The organism is Rhodococcus sp. 3258 (assembly GCF_031456475.1).
GTDB classification, from domain to species: domain Bacteria; phylum Actinomycetota; class Actinomycetes; order Mycobacteriales; family Mycobacteriaceae; genus Rhodococcoides; species Rhodococcoides fascians.
In genome coordinates this window covers 1,545,699-1,563,264 of sequence record NZ_JAVDUT010000001.1, presented here as the reverse complement: position 1 = coordinate 1,563,264, position 17,566 = coordinate 1,545,699, and the positions used below count along the sequence as shown (strand labels likewise).

The following is a 17,566-nucleotide window of genomic DNA, read 5'->3' as shown; positions in this document are numbered from 1 at the left end:
ATCACGACGGTTCGCGCTCTTCAGGCCGACGCCGGTCAGAGTGATGGCAACGGGTTTCGCGGTGGCCATACTCCTCGGTGCGGGCATCCTGATGGTTCCGGCGGCCACCGTGCCTGGAAACGACACCGGGATTCTGCAGGCGCTGTTCACGTCCACCTCGGCGGTGAGCCTGACGGGTCTGATCGTGGTGGACACCCCGGTGTACTGGTCGGGTCTTGGCCAGGGCGTCATTCTCGGCCTGATTCAGATCGGCGGGTTCGGGATCATGACGATCGCGTCCTTGGTCGGTCTGCTCCTGGCGGATCGGATCGGTCTTTGGGGCAGGTTGAATGCGGCAGCCGAGGTACGCACATCCGGGCTGGGCGACGTTCGTAGCGTCGTCGTGGGTGTGTTCCGTACCAGTCTGATCATCGAGGGTGTTGTCGCGCTCTGTCTGGCGGCGCGCTTCTTCTTCGGATACGACGAGCCCCTCGGGCGTGCGCTCTGGCTGGGGATCTTCCATTCCGTCTCGGCGTTCAACAACGCCGGATTCGCGCTCTTCAGCGACAACATGATCGGGTTTGCCACCGACCCGTGGATCTGTGTGCCGTTGTTGATCGCGGTCGTGCTGGGCGGCATCGGGTTTCCGGTTCTGTTCGAGATCGCCCGTCGTATCCGATCACGTGCTCGCGGCGTTCGTTCTCGCAAGCGCTGGACCTTGCACACCCGGATGACGTTGTCCGTCACCGCCGTTCTGTTGGTTCTCGGTCCGACGGTGGTGTTGCTTTTCGAGTGGTCGAGAACCCTGGGCGGATTCGGGTTCTGGGATAAGATGCTCGTCGCGACGTTCCAGGGCGTCATGCCCCGCACCGCAGGCTTCAACAGTGTCGATTACGCGGATGTGGACAACGCGACCCTCTTGATCACCGATGTCCTGATGTTCATCGGTGGTGGCAGCGGCGGTACGGCAGGCGGCATCAAGGTCACCACATTTGCCTTGCTGCTGTTCGTCATCGTGGCCGAAATCCGCGGTGACCGCGAGGTGACGGTGTTCGACCGTCGAATAGATCCTCGGGTGCAACGTCAGGCATTGACCGTCGCGTTGATCGGTGTTGCGTTGGTGTTGGTTCCGGTCGTGGCGCTGCTGGCGGGCACGAACTTCGACCTCGATGTGCTTCTCTTCGAGGTCGTCTCGGCATTCGCGACGGTGGGCCTGTCCACCGGAATCACCGCACAGTTGCCCGGCTGGGGCCAGATGATTCTGATCGTCCTGATGTATCTGGGCCGCATCGGTTCCATCACTCTGGTCAGTGCTCTCGCCGCCCGCGACCGCGGTCGGCGCTACATGCTTCCCACGGAAAGGCCGTTCATTGGCTAGGAAACCGTCCTCCGACGTCGTCGTCGTTCTCGGTCTCGGCCGCTTCGGTAAGTCGCTGGCGCTGGAACTGATGAGCCAGGGAGTCGAGGTGCTCGGCGTCGACAGCGACGAGGCCGTAGTGCAACGCGTGGCAGACCGTTTGACGCATGCTGTGGTGGCCGATACCACCGACGAGGAGTCGTTGCGACAACTTTCGGTACACGAGTACGACCGCGCCGTCGTGGGCATCGGTTCCAATCTCGAAGCGAGCCTGCTCACCGCATCGGCTCTGGTGAATCTGTCGATGTCGACCATCTGGGCCAAGGCTCTGAGCAACGCGCACGCCAAGATTCTCAGCCAGATCGGCGTCCACCACGTTGTCAGGCCCGAGCACGACATGGGTAAGCGAGTAGCTCACCTGGTACGTGGTCGGATGATGGACTACATCGAGTTCGACGACGGCTTTGCCATGGCGAAGACGTCGCCCCCGGCCTCGCTGCTAGGAAAAACTCTGGGCGAGAGTGGAATTCGCACCAAGCACGGAGTAACCGTCGTTGCAGTCAAGCGTCCGGGTGAAGGGTTCACCTACGCCACGGCAGACACGGTGATCGGCGCAGGCGATACCGTCATCGTCTCCGGCCAGGTTCGAGACACCGAAAAATTCAGCGAGTCGACATGAGCGCCTCCAGGGTCGCGCGCGCACCGTTCTTCTGAAGTGATGTCAGCTGTTTCGTGTACTCGGCGACGAAACGGTCGTTGTCGATCAGATCGCCGAACACTGCGCGATTGGCGATGAAGGCCGTCGGATTCTCTCGCTGACTCCGCGCGATCGGAACGAGTGAATCCCTCAGTTGATCGACGATGTCGATGGGCTCACCGGCCTCGTCGACTGCCTCGGCGTAGCGTGCCCAACTGGCAACGACTGCGGTGGAGCGAGTGATCTCACCGCCGCCCTCGAGATTCTTGCGGATGACGGGCAAGAGCCACTTGGGAATTCGATCCGAGGACTCGGCGCACAGGCGTGCGACGGTGTCGCGGATTTCCGGGTTGGAGAACCGTTCGATGAGCGTGTGCTTGTATTCGGCGAGGTCGATGCCGGGAACGGGTTGCAACGTGGGCGTTGCTTCCTCGTCCATGTAGGCGAGCAGGAACGCGGCGAACTGCGGGTCCTGACAGACTTCGTGCACCAGTCGAAATCCGCTGAGGTAGCCGAAATACGCGAGCGCCTGATGGCTGGCGTTGAGCAGCCGTAGCTTCATCAGCTCGTACGGCGTGACGTCGTCGACAACCTGAACTCCGACGTCCTCGAGAGGGGGTCGTCCCAGCGTGAAGTTGTCCTCGAGCACCCACTGTGTGAACGGCTCACCGGCTACGGGCCACTGATCGTCAATGGCGTAGCGAGCCGAGAGTTCCTCGATCACTTCCGGTGTCGTGACCGGAGTGATGCGGTCGACCATGGAGTTGGGGAACGCCCCTTCTGCGGCGATCCACTCTGCGAGAGCTGGATCCTTCAGGCGGGCAAAGGTGGTGAATGTCGATTGTGCGATGTGGCCGTTGCCTTCGATGTTGTCGCACGACATGATCGTGAACGGCTTCAGTCCGCGTTCCTTGCGCCGTGACAATGCCTCCACGACGAGCCCGAATGTCGTTGCCGGAACGGCCCCGTCCACGAGATCGGCGACGATGGCGGGGTTTTCGACGTCGAACTCACCCGTCGTCGCGGAGAAGTTGTAGCCGCCCTCGGTGATCGTGAGGGAGACGATCCTCGTGGTCTCCGCGGCCATCTTCTCGACGACGGCCTCTGCGTCGTCGGGCGCGAAGAGATATTCGACGATGGATCCGATGACGCGGGTGTCCCACGTGCCGTCGGAATGCTTGAGCGCCAACGTGTACAGGCAGTTCTGCGCCTCCATCACGTCCTTCATCCGGCGGTCTCCGGGAAGTACGCCCACTCCACAGATGCCCCACTCGGACCCTTGCCCCTGTTGCAACAACCGGTCGATGTACATCGCCTGATGTGCTCGATGGAAGCCGCCGACACCGAAATGCACGATGCCCACGGTGACGTCGGAACGGTCGTAGGTGGGAACGGCCACGTCCTCGATGAAGTCGTCGAGATTGCGCGAGTTCAACTTCATACGTTCGTCTCCTTCGATGGGCTCTGGGAAAGACCCGGAATCACAACGGCTTTGATGCTGCCGGGTTGCTTGTCTGCATTCAAGGCATCCTCGACGCGATCGAGGCCGAAACGCGCGGTGACCATAGCATCGAGGTCGACGCGACCGGCCAGGACGAGCTCGCGCGCGATCGGCCACGTGTTGGCGTACCGAAAGACGCCGGTGAGAACCAGTTCTCGGTTCTGAATCAGTGAGATGGGGAGCGGGTAATCCGAGCCGCCCATGCCCACCAGTACGACGGTACCCGCCGGCCGCACAGCATGAATACCGTCGACGACGGCCCGAGCGGCACCCGACGCGTCGATGAACGCGTCCACTTCCAGCGCACGTACGTCCTCCACTGCTGGATCGAGCACCCGCGTCGCACCGAGTTTCGCGGCATTGTCACGTCTCGGTGCGTCGATATCACTGACGATCACCTCGGTGGCACCGAAAGCACGGGCCACCTGGGCGGTGACGATGCCGACCGGGCCTGCGCCCGCGATGAGCACGCTGGATCCGGCGGTGATTCCGGCCTTTTGCGCCGAGGCGATACCGACCGACAGCGGCTCGAACAGTGCTGCGGCCTCGTCGGAGATCGAGTCGGGGACGTCGTGGGCGAACACCGACTGGATCAGTACGTACTCTGCCAGCGCGCCGTCGATCGGCGGCGTGGCGAAGAATTCCATGGCCGGGCACAGGTTGTAACGGCCGGCGCGCGACTGGGCGCTGGTGGGATCGGGACGCTGCGGTTCGATGGACACCCGCTGCCCGACGCGGGCGTCGGACACATCGGAGCCGACCGCGACGATCACACCGGCCGCCTCGTGACCGAGGACCAGCGGGCCGTCGACCACGTACTCGCCGATGCGTCCCTCCCGGTAGTAATGCGCATCGGACCCGCACACGCCGACGGCAGTGACCTGGACCAGCACCTCGTCGTGGGCGGGGGTCGGCACCGGCCGGTCTTCCATTCGTATCTCGTGCACGCCGGTGAGCACGCTGGCCTGCATGGACTGTGGCACGGGCCGCTGGATGCGAGGGGGTGTTGTGTAGATCACACCTTAATGTTAGCTTAGTGAGCAGATGAACACGAGCTGAGCATTTGCTCACTGGTCAGGGAGGCGTCATGGACGGATCGGAGCCCGGCGGGGCGAAGTCCGCGCGGTCGGGAGAAGATCTCCGGCTGGCTCTACGCGCCGCCACCATGTATCACCTCGAAGGTGCGACGCAGGCCGAGATCGCCGTGAAGCTGGGCGTCTCGCGCCCGACTGCAGGACGGTTGGTCGCGCGGGCTCGTTCCCAGGGGCTCGTGACGATCGAGATCAACGTCCCCGACGATCTGCAGGGCACCGTGCATGCGGACGTCGAGCGTGAGCTCGAAGCGAAGTTCGGACTCACCGAGGTGTTGGTCGTCTCGGACGTCATCGACGGCACGGACACCGGCTACGGATCCCTCGGCCGAGCGGCAGCGACGTTGCTCTCGCGTCGACTCAAGGATCGCGACGTCCTGGGGTTCACCTGGGGCCCCGAAACGGTGGCGGTGGCGAGCTCGCTGAAGACCCGATCCACCAAATGTGCTGCGGTGGTACAACTCGACGGCTCGATCACCTCGGCCGACTATCAGACCGGTGTCGAGTACACACTCGGACGGTGCGCTGCGTACCTGCAAGCGACACCCATCAGGCTCAACGCGCCGCTGTACGCCGATCAGGCGACAGTCGTTGCGTTGGAGCAGGATTCCGTGATCTCTCGCGCCCTCAAAGCCGGGACCGATGCCGATGTGATGATGTACGGCATCGGTCCCGTTTCCACGTCCACCACCTTGTTCGAGGGCAGCTTCATCGACCTCGACGTGCTCGAAGAATTGCGCCGCCTCGGTGCAGTCGGCGAGATCGGCGGACGGTTCTACGACGCCGACGGCATCGATACCGGAGGATCACTCCCCGGCCGAACCGTGTCGGTGGGGCTCGACGCCATCAGGGCGTGTGATCGGGCTGTGCTCGTCACCGGTGGGCAACGTAAACACGAGGCGCTCCTCGGTGCTCTGCGCGGCGGACTGGCCTCGATCCTGGTGACCGACATCGAAAGTGCACGCTGGCTCGTTGCGCAAGCTCCTGCAACGGCGACCTCCAATGGAAAGGTATTTCAGTGAGGGTTTTACCGAAAGTGGCTGTCGCGGCATCGCTTGCGACAACCTTGGTGCTGTCCGGCTGCGCCGGAGCCGGCTCGTTCGGTGGTGACGGTGACGGCAAGACGATCACCGTCGCGATCGTCTCCAATTCACAGATGTCCGACGCCATTTCGCTCGCTCCGGAGTTCGAGGCGGAGAACCCCGGCATCAATCTGAAGTTCGTGTCGCTGTCGGAGAACGAGGCGCGGGCCAAGATCACCGCCTCGGTCGCCACCGGCGGCGGCGAGTTCGACGTGGTGATGATCAGCAACTTCGAGACCCCGCAGTGGGCCGAGAACGGCTGGCTGACCAACCTGTCCGAGTATGCCGACGCAACACCGGGCTACGACGAGGACGACTTCATTCCCACCCTGAAAGAGTCGCTGTCGTACGAGGGGAGCATGTACTCGGTGCCGTTCTACGGCGAATCCTCCTTCCTGATGTACCGGAAGGACCTGATGGAGGCTGCCGGCATCACCATGCCGGAGGAGCCCACCTGGCAGGAGGTCGCCGACGCGGCCGCGAAGCTCGACAGCCCGGACGTATCGGGAATCTGCTTGCGCGGCAAGCCCGGTTGGGGTGAAGTACTCGCCCCGTTGGATACCGTCATCAACGCATTCGGTGGTCGGTGGTTCGACGAGAACTGGAACGCACAGCTCAACAGCCCAGAGGTGGAACAGGCCGTTCAGTTCTACGTCGACCTGGTACGTGAGCACGGTCAGGCAGGCGCAGCGACGAGCGGTTTCAGCGAATGCGGAACGCAACTGTCGCAGGGAAATACGGCAATGTGGTACGACGCCACATCTGCAGTGTCGGTCCTCGAAGACCCGACGTCGTCGAACGTCGTCGGCAAGATCGGATACGCCAAGGCACCGTCGGCCGCCAAGGGCGACAACGGGTGGCTGTACTCCTGGGCCCTCGGAATCCCGAAGACGTCCGAGAATCCGGACGACGCCTGGAAGTTCGTCTCGTGGATGACCAGCAAGGAATACCTGAACAAGGTCGGCAACGAATTGGGTTGGGAGCGAGTGCCTCCCGGCAGTCGTCTGTCGACCTACCAGATTCCCGAATACGAGGAGGCGTCCGCTGCGTACGGTCAGGTCACCCTCGATTCGATCAACGGCGCGGATCCGAACAATCCCACTGTGGATCCGGTTCCGTACACCGGAGTGCAGTTCCTGACGATCCCCGAGTTCCAGGACCTCGGAACCCGTGTCAGTCAACAGATCAGCGCCGCAGTAGCAGGACGAATCAGCGTCCACGACGCGCTCGAACAAGCGCAGCAATACGCCGAAGTGGTCGGTAAGACGTACCAGGAGGACCAGGGATGACCACCACCGCAACACGATCGGCGCAGGCCGATTCCGAGGAGTTCGTACCGAGACCGAGGACGATCTCCAAGGCCGAAGGGTGGCGTCGCCGCGGCCCGCTGCTGCCGGCCATGGTGTTCGCCATTCTCGTCACCCAGGTTCCGTTCCTGTTCACGCTGTACTACTCGACGCAGTCGTGGAACCTGGTTCGACCGGGTTCGCAGAAGTTCAACTGGCTCAACAACTATGTGGCAGTCTTCCAGGACAGTCAGTTCCGTGAGGTCGCCCTCAACACGGTGATCATGATCGTCGGAACCGTCATCATCTCGGTGGTTCTCGGGTTGTTCCTGGCTCTGCTGTTGGACCGGAAGTTCATCGGCCGCAGCCTGATTCGCACCCTATTGATCACCCCGTTCCTCATCACCCCGGTTGCCGGCGCGTTGATCTGGAAGACCACGATGTTCGATCCCGTCTTCGGCCTGATCAACTTCGCGCTGAGTCCGTTCGGTGTCGATCAGATCGACTGGGTCTCGCGCTACCCATTGCCCGCCGTCATGGCGAACCTGATCTGGCAGTGGACCCCGTTCATGATGCTGCTGATCCTTGCCGGCCTGCAGTCGATGCCGAAGGACATCGCCGAGGCCGCACGGGTCGATGGTGCGGGTCCGGTCAAGCTGTTCCGTGAGTTGACGTTGCCGCATCTGCGTCGATTCATCGAGCTCGGTGCGGTGCTCGGGGCCATCTATCTCGTCAACACCTTCGACGCGGTCTACATGATGACCTCCGGCGGACCGGGTGTGGCGAGCGCGAACCTGCCGTTCTACATCTACCAGCGAGCGTTCCTCGGCTTCGACATCGGCCAGGCCGCGGCCATGGGCGTCGTCACCGTCGTGGCCACCATCATCGTCAGCACCCTGGCGCTGAGACTGATCTTCAAGAGCTTCAGCGGAACCGAGGAGGCTGCGTGATGAGTACCGCAACTGTGGACAAGACAACTACTTCCGCGCCGATCAAGCGCAAGAGCAAGTGGGGCCCGGGTTCCATCTGGTCCTTCGTCGCCTGGGTCGCAGGCATCGCGTTCTTCTTCCCGGTGCTGTGGATGGTCCTCACCGGTTTCAAGCAGGAGGCCGACGCCTACTCCGACCCGCCCAAGCTGTTCTTCACACCGACCCTCGATCAGTATCGAGGGGTCCTGGAGAGCGGCATCGGCACGACGTTGCTGAACTCGGCGTTCGCGACCGTCGTCTCGACGATCTTCGTTCTGCTGCTGGGTGTTCCGGCTGCCTTCGCGCTGTCGCTGCGACCGGTCAAGAAGACGAAGGACGTGCTGTTCTTCTTCATCTCCACCAAGATGCTGCCCGTCGTCGCCGCGATCGTCCCGCTGTACGTCATCGTCGGTGACATCGGAATGCTCGACAACATCTGGACTTTGGTCGTGCTGTACACCGCGATGAATCTTCCGATCGCCGTGTGGATGATGCGATCGTTCTTCCTCGAAGTGCCGAGCGAGCTGCTCGAAGCCGCGAGTATGGACGGCGCGTCACTGTGGACCTCGGTACGTGAGGTGATCCTGCCGCTGGTCTCGCCCGGCATCGCGGCCACGTCGTTGATCTGCGTCATCTTCTCGTGGAACGAATTCTTCTTCGCAGTCAACCTCACTGCCGTTCAGGCCCAGACGATTCCGGTGTACCTCGTCGGATTCATCACCGGTCAGGGCCTGTACTGGGCCCAGCTTTCCGCAGCTGCGACGTTCGCAGCACTTCCCGTCGTCCTTGCCGGATGGTTCGCGCAGAACAAGCTCGTGCGCGGCCTGTCCTTCGGCGCAATCAAGTAGGAGAAAGTCTTATGGCTGCAATCACGTACAAGAAGGCATCCTGCGTCTACGAAGGTGCCGACAAGCTCGCCGTCGATTCACTCGACCTCGACATCCAGGACGGCGAATTCGTCGTGCTGGTCGGGCCTTCCGGCTCCGGCAAGTCCACTGCTCTGCGGATGCTCGCCGGTCTCGAGGAGATCGACGGTGGTGCCATCGAGATCGGTGGCAAGAACATGGTGGGTGTGCCGTCGAAGGATCGGGACATCGCGATGGTGTTCCAGAATTACGCCCTGTACCCCAACAAGACCGTCGGGGAGAACATGGGTTTCGCCCTGAAGATGCGTGGTGTGTCCCTCGAGGAGCGCACGAAGAAGGTGGCCGAGGCCGCAAAGATCCTCGACCTCACCGAGTACCTGGATCGCAAGCCCGGCAAGCTCTCGGGTGGTCAGCGTCAGCGAGTTGCCATGGGGCGTGCCATCGTTCGTGAGCCGCAGGTGTTCTGCATGGACGAGCCCCTGTCCAACCTCGACGCGAAACTGCGAGTCCAGACTCGAACGCAGATCGCGGCGTTGCAGCGTCGACTCGGCACCACGACGGTCTACGTCACGCACGACCAGGTCGAGGCCATGACGATGGGTGATCGCGTTGCCGTGTTGCGCGGTGGCAAACTGCAGCAGTTCGCCTCTCCCACAGATCTGTACGACAACCCCGTCAACGCATTCGTCGCCGGTTTCATCGGCTCGCCTGCAATGAACCTGATGACGGTTCCCATCGGCTCGGGTGGCGTTCAGATCGGCTCGTTCCTGCTTCCGCTCGAACGCGACGAGCTGACCAAGCTCGCGAGCCTCGGCCTCGACAACGTCACCGTCGGGCTACGCCCGGAGCAGCTCGGCATCGTGCAGGGCGGCGGCGAAGGCTTCGAGGGCAAGGTGGATCTGATCGAGGAACTCGGCAGCGAGTCCTACCTCTACGCACACCTCGACGACCCGAAGGTCAAGGGGCTCGACGGCGGGCCGGTCTCACTCGTCGCCCGCTCGGCCGTTCGAGCTCCGGCCAAGATCGGCGAGAGCATCGGGCTGACGCGACTCGACGGTGCGATCCACCTCTTCCACCCTGAGACGGGGGAGCGCATCTAACGCGGTTGGTACGGGACTTTTCTGGACAGGATCAGTGCCGTCAGAAGCGCTGCGCCCCAGAGCAGGAAGATGCCGTCGAAGAACAGGTGACCGTACATGACTGATCGGTTCTCGTCCGAGACGACCAATCCGATCACCGCTCCGATGAACGACGCACCGCCCCAGACAATTAGCAGTACAGAGCCGGGCCAGGATATGCCGAAGATCAACGACGGCACCCTCGTCCGGTTCTGTGCTGCCAGGCGCGGCCGGTTCAGATAGGCGAGGGCCGGAAGAATTGCTGCGGCGAGTTTGACGAGGGCAAGCACCAGCAGTGCCGTTCGTGCCGTTGCCGGTTCGGAGTCGACCCACTCCGTGGCGAAGGCACCGACGGTGTCGAGCAGCCATCGACCGCCTGCAGCCCAATAGGCGGAGAACGCGGCGTGAACGATCCCCAGTACGCACGCGATCGCAAAGAATCGGATGGCCACGGTGATCGAGGCTAGCCGAGTTGCCACCCCCGTTCAGGGGTAGCGAGGAATTGTTCATCTCCCCTACCGTGGCGGTGATGGGCATCACAGGCGCAGGAGGAAACATGGTCGACTCGGCATATACGGCATTCAGAAACGCACGCGATCTTCTGCTCGACACCTACGGCGACTACGACCGTGCGGTAGCGACTTTCGAATGGCCGTCGTTCGGCGAGACGTTCAACTGGGCCATCGACTGGTTCGACGCGATTGCCCGTGGCAACGACGGCACCGCGCTGTGGATCGTCGAAGAGGACGGCAGCGAGGCCAAATACAGTTTCGACGACATGGCGCGTCGCTCCGATCAGGTGGCTCGTTGGCTCGAATTGCAGGGAATCGGCCGCGGCGACTCGGTGATCCTGATGCTGGGCAACCAGGTGGAACTCTGGGAGTCGATGCTCGCGGTGATGAAGCTCGGAGCGGTCTTGATGCCGACGACCACGGCCATCGGGCCCGCCGACCTGACCGACCGAGTGGTGCGCGGCAATGCTCGCGCCGTGATCGTGAACCCCTCGGACACCGGCAAATTCGACGACGTGCCCGGAGACTATCTGCGAATCGCCACTACCGCCCACGACGGTTGGGTCGACTATTCGGATGCCCGCTCCGTCGAGGCCAGGCCGTTCGAGTCCGTCACCGCACCCACCGACCGCCTGCTGATGTACTTCACCTCCGGTACCACCAGCAAGCCGAAACTCGTCGAGCACACTCAGATCTCCTATCCCGCGGGGCATCTGAGCACGATGTACTTCCTCGGATTACGCCCGGGCGACGTGCACCTGAACATCAGCTCGCCGGGCTGGGCCAAGCATGCGTGGAGCTGCTTCTTCGCACCGTGGATCGCCGAGGCGACCATCTTCATCTACAACTACGGCAAGTTCGACGCGAAGGCATTGCTCGAGCAGATCCGCCGGGCCGAGGTGACGACGTTCTGCGCGCCACCGACCGTGTGGCGCATGCTGATTCAGGCAGACCTCGCCGGCGGGGGTGGTTCACTGCGTGAGGCAATCGGTGCCGGTGAGCCGCTCAACCCAGAGGTGATCTCGCGGGTACAGCAGGACTGGGGCCTGAACATTCGGGACGGCTTCGGCCAGACCGAAACCACTGCGCTAGTTGCCAATACGCCGGGTGCGGTGCTGAAGTCCGGATCGATGGGCCGGCCACTGCCCGGCGTCCCCGTGGTGATCGTCGACCCCACCACCGGCGAATTGGCCGACGAGGGAGAGATCTGCCTCGACCTGGCGCAGCAGCCGTTCAACCTGATGACCGGCTATCTCGGCGACCCCGAACGCAACGCTGCCGTCATGGCCGACGGTTACTACCACACCGGTGACGTCGCATCGCGGGATTCCGAGGGGTACATCACCTACGTCGGCCGCACCGACGACGTCTTCAAGGCCTCGGATTACAAGATCTCCCCGTTCGAGCTCGAAAGCGTGCTGATCGAACACCCCGCGGTGGCCGAGGCGGCCGTCGTTCCGGCTCCCGACGAGACGCGGTTGGCCGTCCCCAAGGCGTACGTTGCGCTCGCAGCTGGCTGGGAACCCAACGAAGACACGGCATTCGAGATCCTGAAGTACGCCCGCGAGCACCTGGCCCCGTTCCTGCGAGTTCGGCGTATCGAGTTCTTCGAGCTACCCAAAACTATTTCGGGCAAGATCCGCCGCGTGGAGTTGCGCGCCCGCGAGGACGCGGCCGTCGGACCACTGGACAGCGAGTGGCGTGACGACCAGTTCCCTGCGCTGAAGAGGTGACGTGAGCGTCCACTATTGGTTGTTGGAGGCGGGATCCCGATTCTGGACGGGAATTGTGGACGCTCAGATCAGTTGTGGGTGGGGCTGGCAGGGTCGGTTGTCGTAGGTGAGGTGAGCGCCCATTATTGGCTGCTGGAGGCGGGATCCCGATTCTCGAGGCGAATTGTGGGCGCTCAGATCAGTTGTGGGTGGGGCTGGCAGGGTCGGTTGTTCTAGGTGACGTGAGCGCCCATTATTGGTTGTTGGAGGCGGGATCCCGATTCTCGACGCGAATTGTGGGCGCTCAGATCAGTTGCTCCAGAACCGCTCGAGGAAATCGAGCACCTCGGCCGATGCGGCCATCGTCGTCGCATGGTCGAAGCCGCGAACGATGTGCAGTTCGGAGTCGGGCACCAGGGCGGCAGCGGCACGGGTGTCGTCGAGCCGGGTTCGATCCTCGCTGCCGACGTAGAACAGCGACGGTTGGGTGAAGTGCTGCAGGACGTCGTCGGGTAGGCCGGGATCGGCGTCGGACGCTCGGATGTACGCAGCCATGGCCCGAGCATCGTTGGCGGAGAACACCGCTCGTGTTCCTGGGTCGATCGGGAACATGCGGTGCTCGTTCCACGCCTCGAGGAACCCGTCCATGCCGCTGCGCTCCAACACGTCCGCGCAGCCCGGGAAGAAGAGCCTGTCGAACGCTCCCGCCTGAGCGCCGTGACTACCGCCGCCCACCGCGAGTGAACGCACGCGTTCGGGCCTCGCCGCCGTCAACGCGAGACCGGCCCGCGCACCGAACGAATAGCCGAGATAGTCGACGGTCGGAGCGCCGACCGCGTCGAGAACCGCCGTCAGATCTCCGACGATATTGGCCATGGCATAGGCGTCGGGAGTATGGGGCTTCTCGCTGCGGCCATGACCGCGACTGTCGACCAGTATGAGCTGCCGAGTCCCGCGCAACGCCTTCACATATCCGAACGTCCGCCAAATCGTGTGCGTCAGGAAACTGCCGTGCACCATCAACAACGGCGGCCCGGACCCCACCACCGTGTATGCGATCTGCGTCCCATCATCTGCATTCGAGGCGTATTCCACTCCGCGATTGTTGCCCGTCGAGTCCACTCAACGTGACATTGACCCCCGAAAAGGCCACCGAACGTCACATTGACTCCTCCCGGGTGGGTGTTTCCCGGGTGGGTGTTTCCGCGGCCGACTCGGTGGGCTGGGCGATCGGCGTCAGGTCGATGCTGCGGGTAGGGGCGATCGCGTCGAGGAACGGGCGATCGTGGCTGGCGATGATCAGCGCACCCTCGAATGTGTTCAGTGCGTCGATGAGGTGTTGGCGGCTGGCGATGTCGAGGTTGTTGGTGGGCTCGTCGAGCATCAGTAGTTTCGGTGCAGGCTCGGCCAGCAGGATTCGTGCCAGTGCGGCTCGCAGTCGCTCGCCTCCGGAGAGGGTGGAGACGACGGCGTCGGCGTCGGATCCGCGGAAGAGGAATCGTGCCAGTTGTCCACGGATCTGTTCGGCGGTGGCGTGCGGTGCCACGTCGGCGATGTTCTCGGCAACGGTGCGTGATTCGTCGAAGATGTCGAGGCGTTGCGGAAGGTATTTCCATGGCACTTCGGCCTCGGCGGTGTCGAGACTGCGCAGCAGGGTGGTCTTGCCACTTCCGTTCGGCCCGACTAGCGCGATGCGTTCGGGACCGACGATGTGAACGTCGTCATGAGTCAGAACTACCTGTCCCGGATGAACTTTCGTTGCGGGCAGGTCGACGCGTATCTCGCGGTCGTCGCGCAGGAGATCCTCGGCGGCGGACAGTGACGTTCGGGCATCGTCGACGCGGTCGCTGTGGGTACCGCGTAGTTTGCCGGCCGATTCCTGCGCGGCCCGCTTGCGTCGGCCCGCAAGGACCGGCGGTACGCGCTTCTGCTCCGCCATCTTCTTGCCGTAGCGCAACCTGCGATCCAGTTTGATTTGTGTGTCGACCAATTCGCGTTCCTGCTTGCGCACGTCGTTCTTGGCGTCTCGGATGCTCGCCCGAGCGGCTTCCTGTTCGGAGTCGATCACGGATTGGTACTGCGTGTAGTTTCCACCGAACAGGCGTACTCGGGAGGTGCCGCTACGTTCGGCGCGGACCTCGGCGATGGTATCGACACGCTCGAGCAATTCGACGTCGTGGCTGCAGACGACGAGCACCCCCGAGTATCCGTCCACGGCCGCATACAGTCGTTCTCGTGCAACACGATCCAAGTTGTTGGTCGGCTCGTCCAACAGCAGTACGTCTGGTTCGGCGAGCAACTGCGCGGTGAGAGCCAGCAGCATCGCTTCGCCACCGGACAGCGTGCCGACCGGTCGATCCAGGTCTTCGAGGGTGCCGACGATGCCGCCCAGCCCGAGCTTGTTCAGCAACGCCAGCGCGCGCTCCTCGACGTCCCAGGCCGATCCGACGATGGCGAAATCGTCCTCGGAGGATGTGCCGGATTCGATGCGATGCAATGCCTTTCGGACCGAATCGATGGCCAGCACGCGATCCACCGGGAGCTCGGGGTCGAGTGCGATGTCCTGACGGAGATAACCCAGGACGCCGGGCATCGAGATCGAACCGCGCTGCGGCGTCAGTTCTGCGGCGAGCAATCTCAGAAGGGTCGACTTTCCGGCACCGTTCGATCCGACGAGACCTGTTGTGCCGCTGGGGAAGATGGCCGACAACGCGTCGAACACGGGGTCGCCGTCGGGCCAGGAGAACGTCAGATCGGAGACAGAGAGGGAAGATGAATGAGGCATGGATGCTCCAAAGGTGTGCGTGCGGTCGAACTGCAGGCGTCTAGAACCTTTGGAAGAGCAATGGCCTCTCCGAATCTGTGGGCAACAAGGCGATCTCCACGCTAATGCCGAACGTGGGCAATCCGCAAGCGATTTAGACCGAGGGCCCCTTCTTGCGTAGTTCGTCCACTGTCGACATGGCTCCGCGCAGTTCGTCCAACCAGTCCTGCGTGTGCTCGCCGACCAACTTCACGGCCCACGACAGAGCGTCTGCACGAGACCGCGCGACTCCGGCATCGACGAGGGTGTCGAGGACGCGTCGTTCGGGCTGACGCAGGCGGGTCATGACCGGGACGGCCAGGTGGGTGAACAGGACTACCTCGGAATCGGTCCGAACGCCCCAGGCAACCTTGCGTCCGTAGCGCTTCTCTGCCTCGTCGGCAATCTGCATGCGCTCGGCCCGGGTGCCTTCTCGGAATCGGGCGATGCGGCCTTCGGTGGCGGCAGGTGAACTGCCCTCCTCGGTGGGCAACGTCCCGACCACCACGATCTCTTCGCGATCCACCTCGACCGACGAGGTGCCCTCGAACCAGCTGTCGGGCAATCTGCCGCCGAACCAGTCGCCGGCATCGGTGGCGTCGGGAACGTCTGCGTGCTGCCAGCCGCCGGGGCGACCGAACGAGCGTCCACTGGGTTTCATGGTGACTCCTCTGTAGGTTCAGTAATACTGATTACATGATTACACCCCATCTCGCGTTCGCGCCACCGCCGGTTCGTCGGAGGCCTGGGGCATGATCGACTCCGTGCGCACAACGAGAAGACCGACGACTCTGGCCGCAATCGTGTCCGTACTGGCGCTGGTGGTCGCTGCCTGCGGAAACAGTGGGCCCGATCAGCCGCAGACGGTCGCCGAGCAGTTCGCGGCCGCCGTCAGCAGCTCGAACATCGATCAGGCAGCTGCGCTGACGACCGATCCCGCGGGCGCGAGCGCCGCGCTCACCCAGCTGTACGACGGGCTGTCCGGCGGCGGAACGGTGACGGCCACTCCCGATTTCCAGGCTGTCGACGCGAACGAGGATGCGGGCACGTTCACGCTGAACGCCGGTTGGCGCTTCTCGACCACCACCGACGGCACGGCGGAACCGGACGGCCAGCCGAAGGAGTGGAACTACACGACATCTGCGACCGCGGCGGAGACTCCGCAAGGGTGGAAGATCACCTGGGACCCGGCCATCTTGGTCCCCGGACTGACGGCCGATTCCTCGGTCCGATTCACCCCGACCGACGCGCTGGTCGCGCCCAGGGTGTTCGATGCCAACGGCAGCGAGCTCATGTCGCAGCAGGTCGTCACCCTCGTCAACGTCGATGCGACGGCCGATCCGGTGGCCGTCGCCGCTCTCGTCGGATCCGTCGTTCCCGGGATCACGGCCCAGTCTGTTGCGTCGTCTGTTGCTGCTGCACAGGGTAATTCGGCGACCGTAGTCTCGCTCCGTCAGGCGGATATCGATCCCATCGGCGCGCAGCTCGCAGCCGTTCCGGGAGTCACCCTGGCACCACAGACTCGGCTGCTGGCCACCGATCGCAATCTTATCTCGCCGGTTCTCAGCGACCTGACGACGCTGTGGGAACAGGAGCAGACGGCCAATCGAGGCTGGGCGATCCAGTCGGTCGCTGCCGACAACACCGTCACCCAGCTTGCCGGTCGCGATGCCTCCACCGGTGACGACATCGCGACCACCGTCGACTCGGCGTTGCAGATCAAGGCCGAGAACGCCCTGGCGTCGGTGCCGCAGCAGGCTGCGATCGTCGCGCTTCGGCCGTCCACCGGAGAGGTTCTCGCCGTCGCACAGAACGCCGCGGCGGATGCGGAAGGCCCGATTGCTCTGACCGGTCTCTACCCGCCCGGGTCGACCTTCAAGACGGTCACCACCTCGGCTGCTCTGCAATCCGGTGCCGTCACCCCCGACACGGTGTTGCCGTGCCCGGCGACGGAAAACATCGAGGGACGTCAGATTCCCAACGACGACAACTTCGCGCTCGGCGACGTTCCGTTGCACACTGCCTTCGCGAAATCGTGCAACACGACGATGGGCCGACTCGGCGTCGCCCTGCCGCCGAACGGTCTGACCGACGCGGCCGCGCAGTACGGCCTCGGCGTCGACTACGTGACCCCGGGCCTGACGACCGTCACCGGTTCGGTGCCGTCGGCCGACACCCCGGCGCAGCGCGTCGAATCCGCCATCGGCCAAGGGCAGGTGACTGCGTCGCCGTTCGGTATGGCGCTGGTCGCGTCGTCGATCGCGAACAACGGATTGCTCCCGCCGACGGTCGTCTCGGGTAAGCCCGGCGTGGGAAACATGCAGCCGGCAGCGGTGAACCCACAGGTCACCGAGCAGATCAAGGCCATGATGCGCGAGACCATCACCGGTGGTACGGCTACGGCACTGAACGACATTCCTGGGCTGCTCGGCAAGACCGGAACCGCCGAATTCGGGCCGAACAACGAAGGAGCGCACGGCTGGTTCGTCGGAATCTCCGATGATCTCGCGTTCGCGGTCTTCGTGAACAACGCGGGAAGTTCGGCACCCGCCATCGAGGCTGCAGGACGCTTTCTGAGGTAACAGCCCGAGGTA

15 protein-coding genes are annotated in these 17,566 nt (G+C 63.5%); 9 read left to right on the top strand and 6 right to left on the bottom strand.

What is annotated here, in order from left to right:
• The first annotated feature begins 43 nt into the window (after positions 1-43).
• Together J2X62_RS07245 and J2X62_RS07240 are read left to right on the top strand one after the other, a co-directional pair.
• Positions 44-1,357 (top strand): potassium transporter TrkG, encoded by a 1,314-nt coding sequence (locus J2X62_RS07245; RefSeq protein WP_310179380.1) that lies wholly within the window; start codon positions 44-46, stop codon positions 1,355-1,357.
• The gene (locus tag J2X62_RS07240) at positions 1,350-2,015 is read left to right on the top strand and encodes a TrkA family potassium uptake protein (RefSeq protein WP_027495332.1); all 666 of its coding nucleotides are present in this window, start codon (positions 1,350-1,352) and stop codon (positions 2,013-2,015) included. The genes J2X62_RS07245 and J2X62_RS07240 overlap by 8 nt, the downstream gene beginning before the upstream one ends.
• On the opposite strand, the gene J2X62_RS07235 is transcribed toward J2X62_RS07240, so the two are convergent.
• Positions 1,999-3,474, bottom strand: a complete 1,476-nt coding sequence (locus J2X62_RS07235; protein ID WP_222056984.1) for a mannitol dehydrogenase family protein — start codon at positions 3,472-3,474, stop codon at positions 1,999-2,001. The genes J2X62_RS07240 and J2X62_RS07235 overlap by 17 nt on opposite strands.
• Positions 3,471-4,505 carry an NAD(P)-dependent alcohol dehydrogenase gene (locus tag J2X62_RS07230; protein ID WP_032383310.1) on the bottom strand — a complete coding sequence of 345 codons (1,035 nt, stop codon included), beginning with the start codon at positions 4,503-4,505 and terminating at the stop codon, positions 3,471-3,473. The genes J2X62_RS07235 and J2X62_RS07230 overlap by 4 nt, the downstream gene beginning before the upstream one ends.
• Before the next feature lie 116 nt (positions 4,506-4,621).
• On the opposite strand from J2X62_RS07230, the gene J2X62_RS07225 reads away from it, so the two are divergent.
• From J2X62_RS07225 to J2X62_RS07205, 5 genes are read left to right on the top strand one after another with little or no spacing between them, the layout of a single operon-like run.
• Positions 4,622-5,647, top strand: a complete 1,026-nt coding sequence (locus J2X62_RS07225; protein ID WP_032367122.1) for a sugar-binding transcriptional regulator — start codon at positions 4,622-4,624, stop codon at positions 5,645-5,647.
• A 14-nt stretch (positions 5,648-5,661) separates the two neighbouring features.
• Positions 5,662-6,996 carry a sugar ABC transporter substrate-binding protein gene (locus J2X62_RS07220; RefSeq protein ID WP_027495335.1) on the top strand — a complete coding sequence of 445 codons (1,335 nt, stop codon included), beginning with the start codon at positions 5,662-5,664 and terminating at the stop codon, positions 6,994-6,996.
• Complete coding sequence (locus J2X62_RS07215; RefSeq protein ID WP_032367121.1) at positions 6,993-7,943, top strand: carbohydrate ABC transporter permease; 951 nt, start codon at positions 6,993-6,995, stop codon at positions 7,941-7,943. Before J2X62_RS07220 ends, J2X62_RS07215 begins: the two co-directional genes overlap by 4 nt.
• On the top strand, positions 7,943-8,809 hold the full coding sequence (locus J2X62_RS07210; protein WP_027495337.1) for a carbohydrate ABC transporter permease: 867 nt from the start codon (positions 7,943-7,945) through the stop codon (positions 8,807-8,809). Before J2X62_RS07215 ends, J2X62_RS07210 begins: the two co-directional genes overlap by 1 nt.
• 11 nt (positions 8,810-8,820) lie before the next feature.
• Positions 8,821-9,927, top strand: coding sequence for an ABC transporter ATP-binding protein (locus tag J2X62_RS07205; RefSeq protein WP_027495338.1), 1,107 nt, complete (start codon positions 8,821-8,823; stop codon positions 9,925-9,927).
• Here J2X62_RS07205 and J2X62_RS07200 read toward each other — a convergent pair.
• The gene (locus J2X62_RS07200; protein WP_310179109.1) at positions 9,924-10,397 is read right to left on the bottom strand and encodes a DUF3995 domain-containing protein; all 474 of its coding nucleotides are present in this window, start codon (positions 10,395-10,397) and stop codon (positions 9,924-9,926) included. The genes J2X62_RS07205 and J2X62_RS07200 overlap by 4 nt on opposite strands.
• 77 nt (positions 10,398-10,474) lie before the next feature.
• Between J2X62_RS07200 and J2X62_RS07195 the strand changes: the two genes are divergently transcribed.
• Complete coding sequence (locus J2X62_RS07195; RefSeq protein ID WP_371128956.1) at positions 10,475-12,190, top strand: AMP-binding protein; 1,716 nt, start codon at positions 10,475-10,477, stop codon at positions 12,188-12,190.
• A gap of 288 nt (positions 12,191-12,478) precedes the next feature.
• Here the strand turns inward: J2X62_RS07195 and J2X62_RS07190 are convergent, their stop codons facing one another.
• The 3 genes from J2X62_RS07190 to J2X62_RS07180 all read right to left on the bottom strand — a co-directional run bounded on the left by J2X62_RS07190 (position 12,479) and on the right by J2X62_RS07180 (position 15,633).
• A complete protein-coding gene (locus J2X62_RS07190) occupies positions 12,479-13,264 on the bottom strand; it encodes an alpha/beta fold hydrolase (protein ID WP_204847324.1) in 786 nt (261 codons plus the stop codon).
• 64 nt (positions 13,265-13,328) lie between these two features.
• Positions 13,329-14,954, bottom strand: coding sequence for an ATP-binding cassette domain-containing protein (locus J2X62_RS07185; protein ID WP_310179102.1), 1,626 nt, complete (start codon positions 14,952-14,954; stop codon positions 13,329-13,331).
• 133 nt (positions 14,955-15,087) lie between these two features.
• Positions 15,088-15,633: a hypothetical protein gene (locus J2X62_RS07180; RefSeq protein WP_310179100.1), complete on the bottom strand. Its 546-nt coding sequence runs from the start codon at positions 15,631-15,633 to the stop codon at positions 15,088-15,090.
• Between the two features lie 91 nt (positions 15,634-15,724).
• On the opposite strand from J2X62_RS07180, the gene J2X62_RS07175 reads away from it, so the two are divergent.
• Positions 15,725-17,554, top strand: a complete 1,830-nt coding sequence (locus J2X62_RS07175) for a penicillin-binding transpeptidase domain-containing protein (protein WP_310179098.1) — start codon at positions 15,725-15,727, stop codon at positions 17,552-17,554.
• Positions 17,555-17,566: the final 12 nt, after the last annotated feature.

Excerpts from the sequence above, each read along its gene's own strand:
- J2X62_RS07245 (WP_310179380.1), top strand. The coding sequence starts at position 44 with ATGGCAACGGGTTTCGCGGTGGCCATACTCCTCGGTGCGGGCATCCTG.
- J2X62_RS07235 (WP_222056984.1), bottom strand. The coding sequence starts at position 3,474 with ATGAAGTTGAACTCGCGCAATCTCGACGACTTCATCGAGGACGTGGCC.
- J2X62_RS07230 (WP_032383310.1), bottom strand. The coding sequence starts at position 4,505 with ATGCAGGCCAGCGTGCTCACCGGCGTGCACGAGATACGAATGGAAGAC.
- J2X62_RS07225 (WP_032367122.1), top strand. The coding sequence starts at position 4,622 with ATGGACGGATCGGAGCCCGGCGGGGCGAAGTCCGCGCGGTCGGGAGAA.
- J2X62_RS07215 (WP_032367121.1), top strand. The coding sequence starts at position 6,993 with ATGACCACCACCGCAACACGATCGGCGCAGGCCGATTCCGAGGAGTTC.
- J2X62_RS07210 (WP_027495337.1), top strand. The coding sequence starts at position 7,943 with ATGAGTACCGCAACTGTGGACAAGACAACTACTTCCGCGCCGATCAAG.
- J2X62_RS07205 (WP_027495338.1), top strand. The coding sequence starts at position 8,821 with ATGGCTGCAATCACGTACAAGAAGGCATCCTGCGTCTACGAAGGTGCC.
- J2X62_RS07195 (WP_371128956.1), top strand. The coding sequence starts at position 10,475 with ATGGGCATCACAGGCGCAGGAGGAAACATGGTCGACTCGGCATATACG.
- J2X62_RS07185 (WP_310179102.1), bottom strand. The coding sequence starts at position 14,954 with ATGCCTCATTCATCTTCCCTCTCTGTCTCCGATCTGACGTTCTCCTGG.
- J2X62_RS07180 (WP_310179100.1), bottom strand. The coding sequence starts at position 15,633 with ATGAAACCCAGTGGACGCTCGTTCGGTCGCCCCGGCGGCTGGCAGCAC.
- J2X62_RS07175 (WP_310179098.1), top strand. The coding sequence starts at position 15,725 with ATGATCGACTCCGTGCGCACAACGAGAAGACCGACGACTCTGGCCGCA.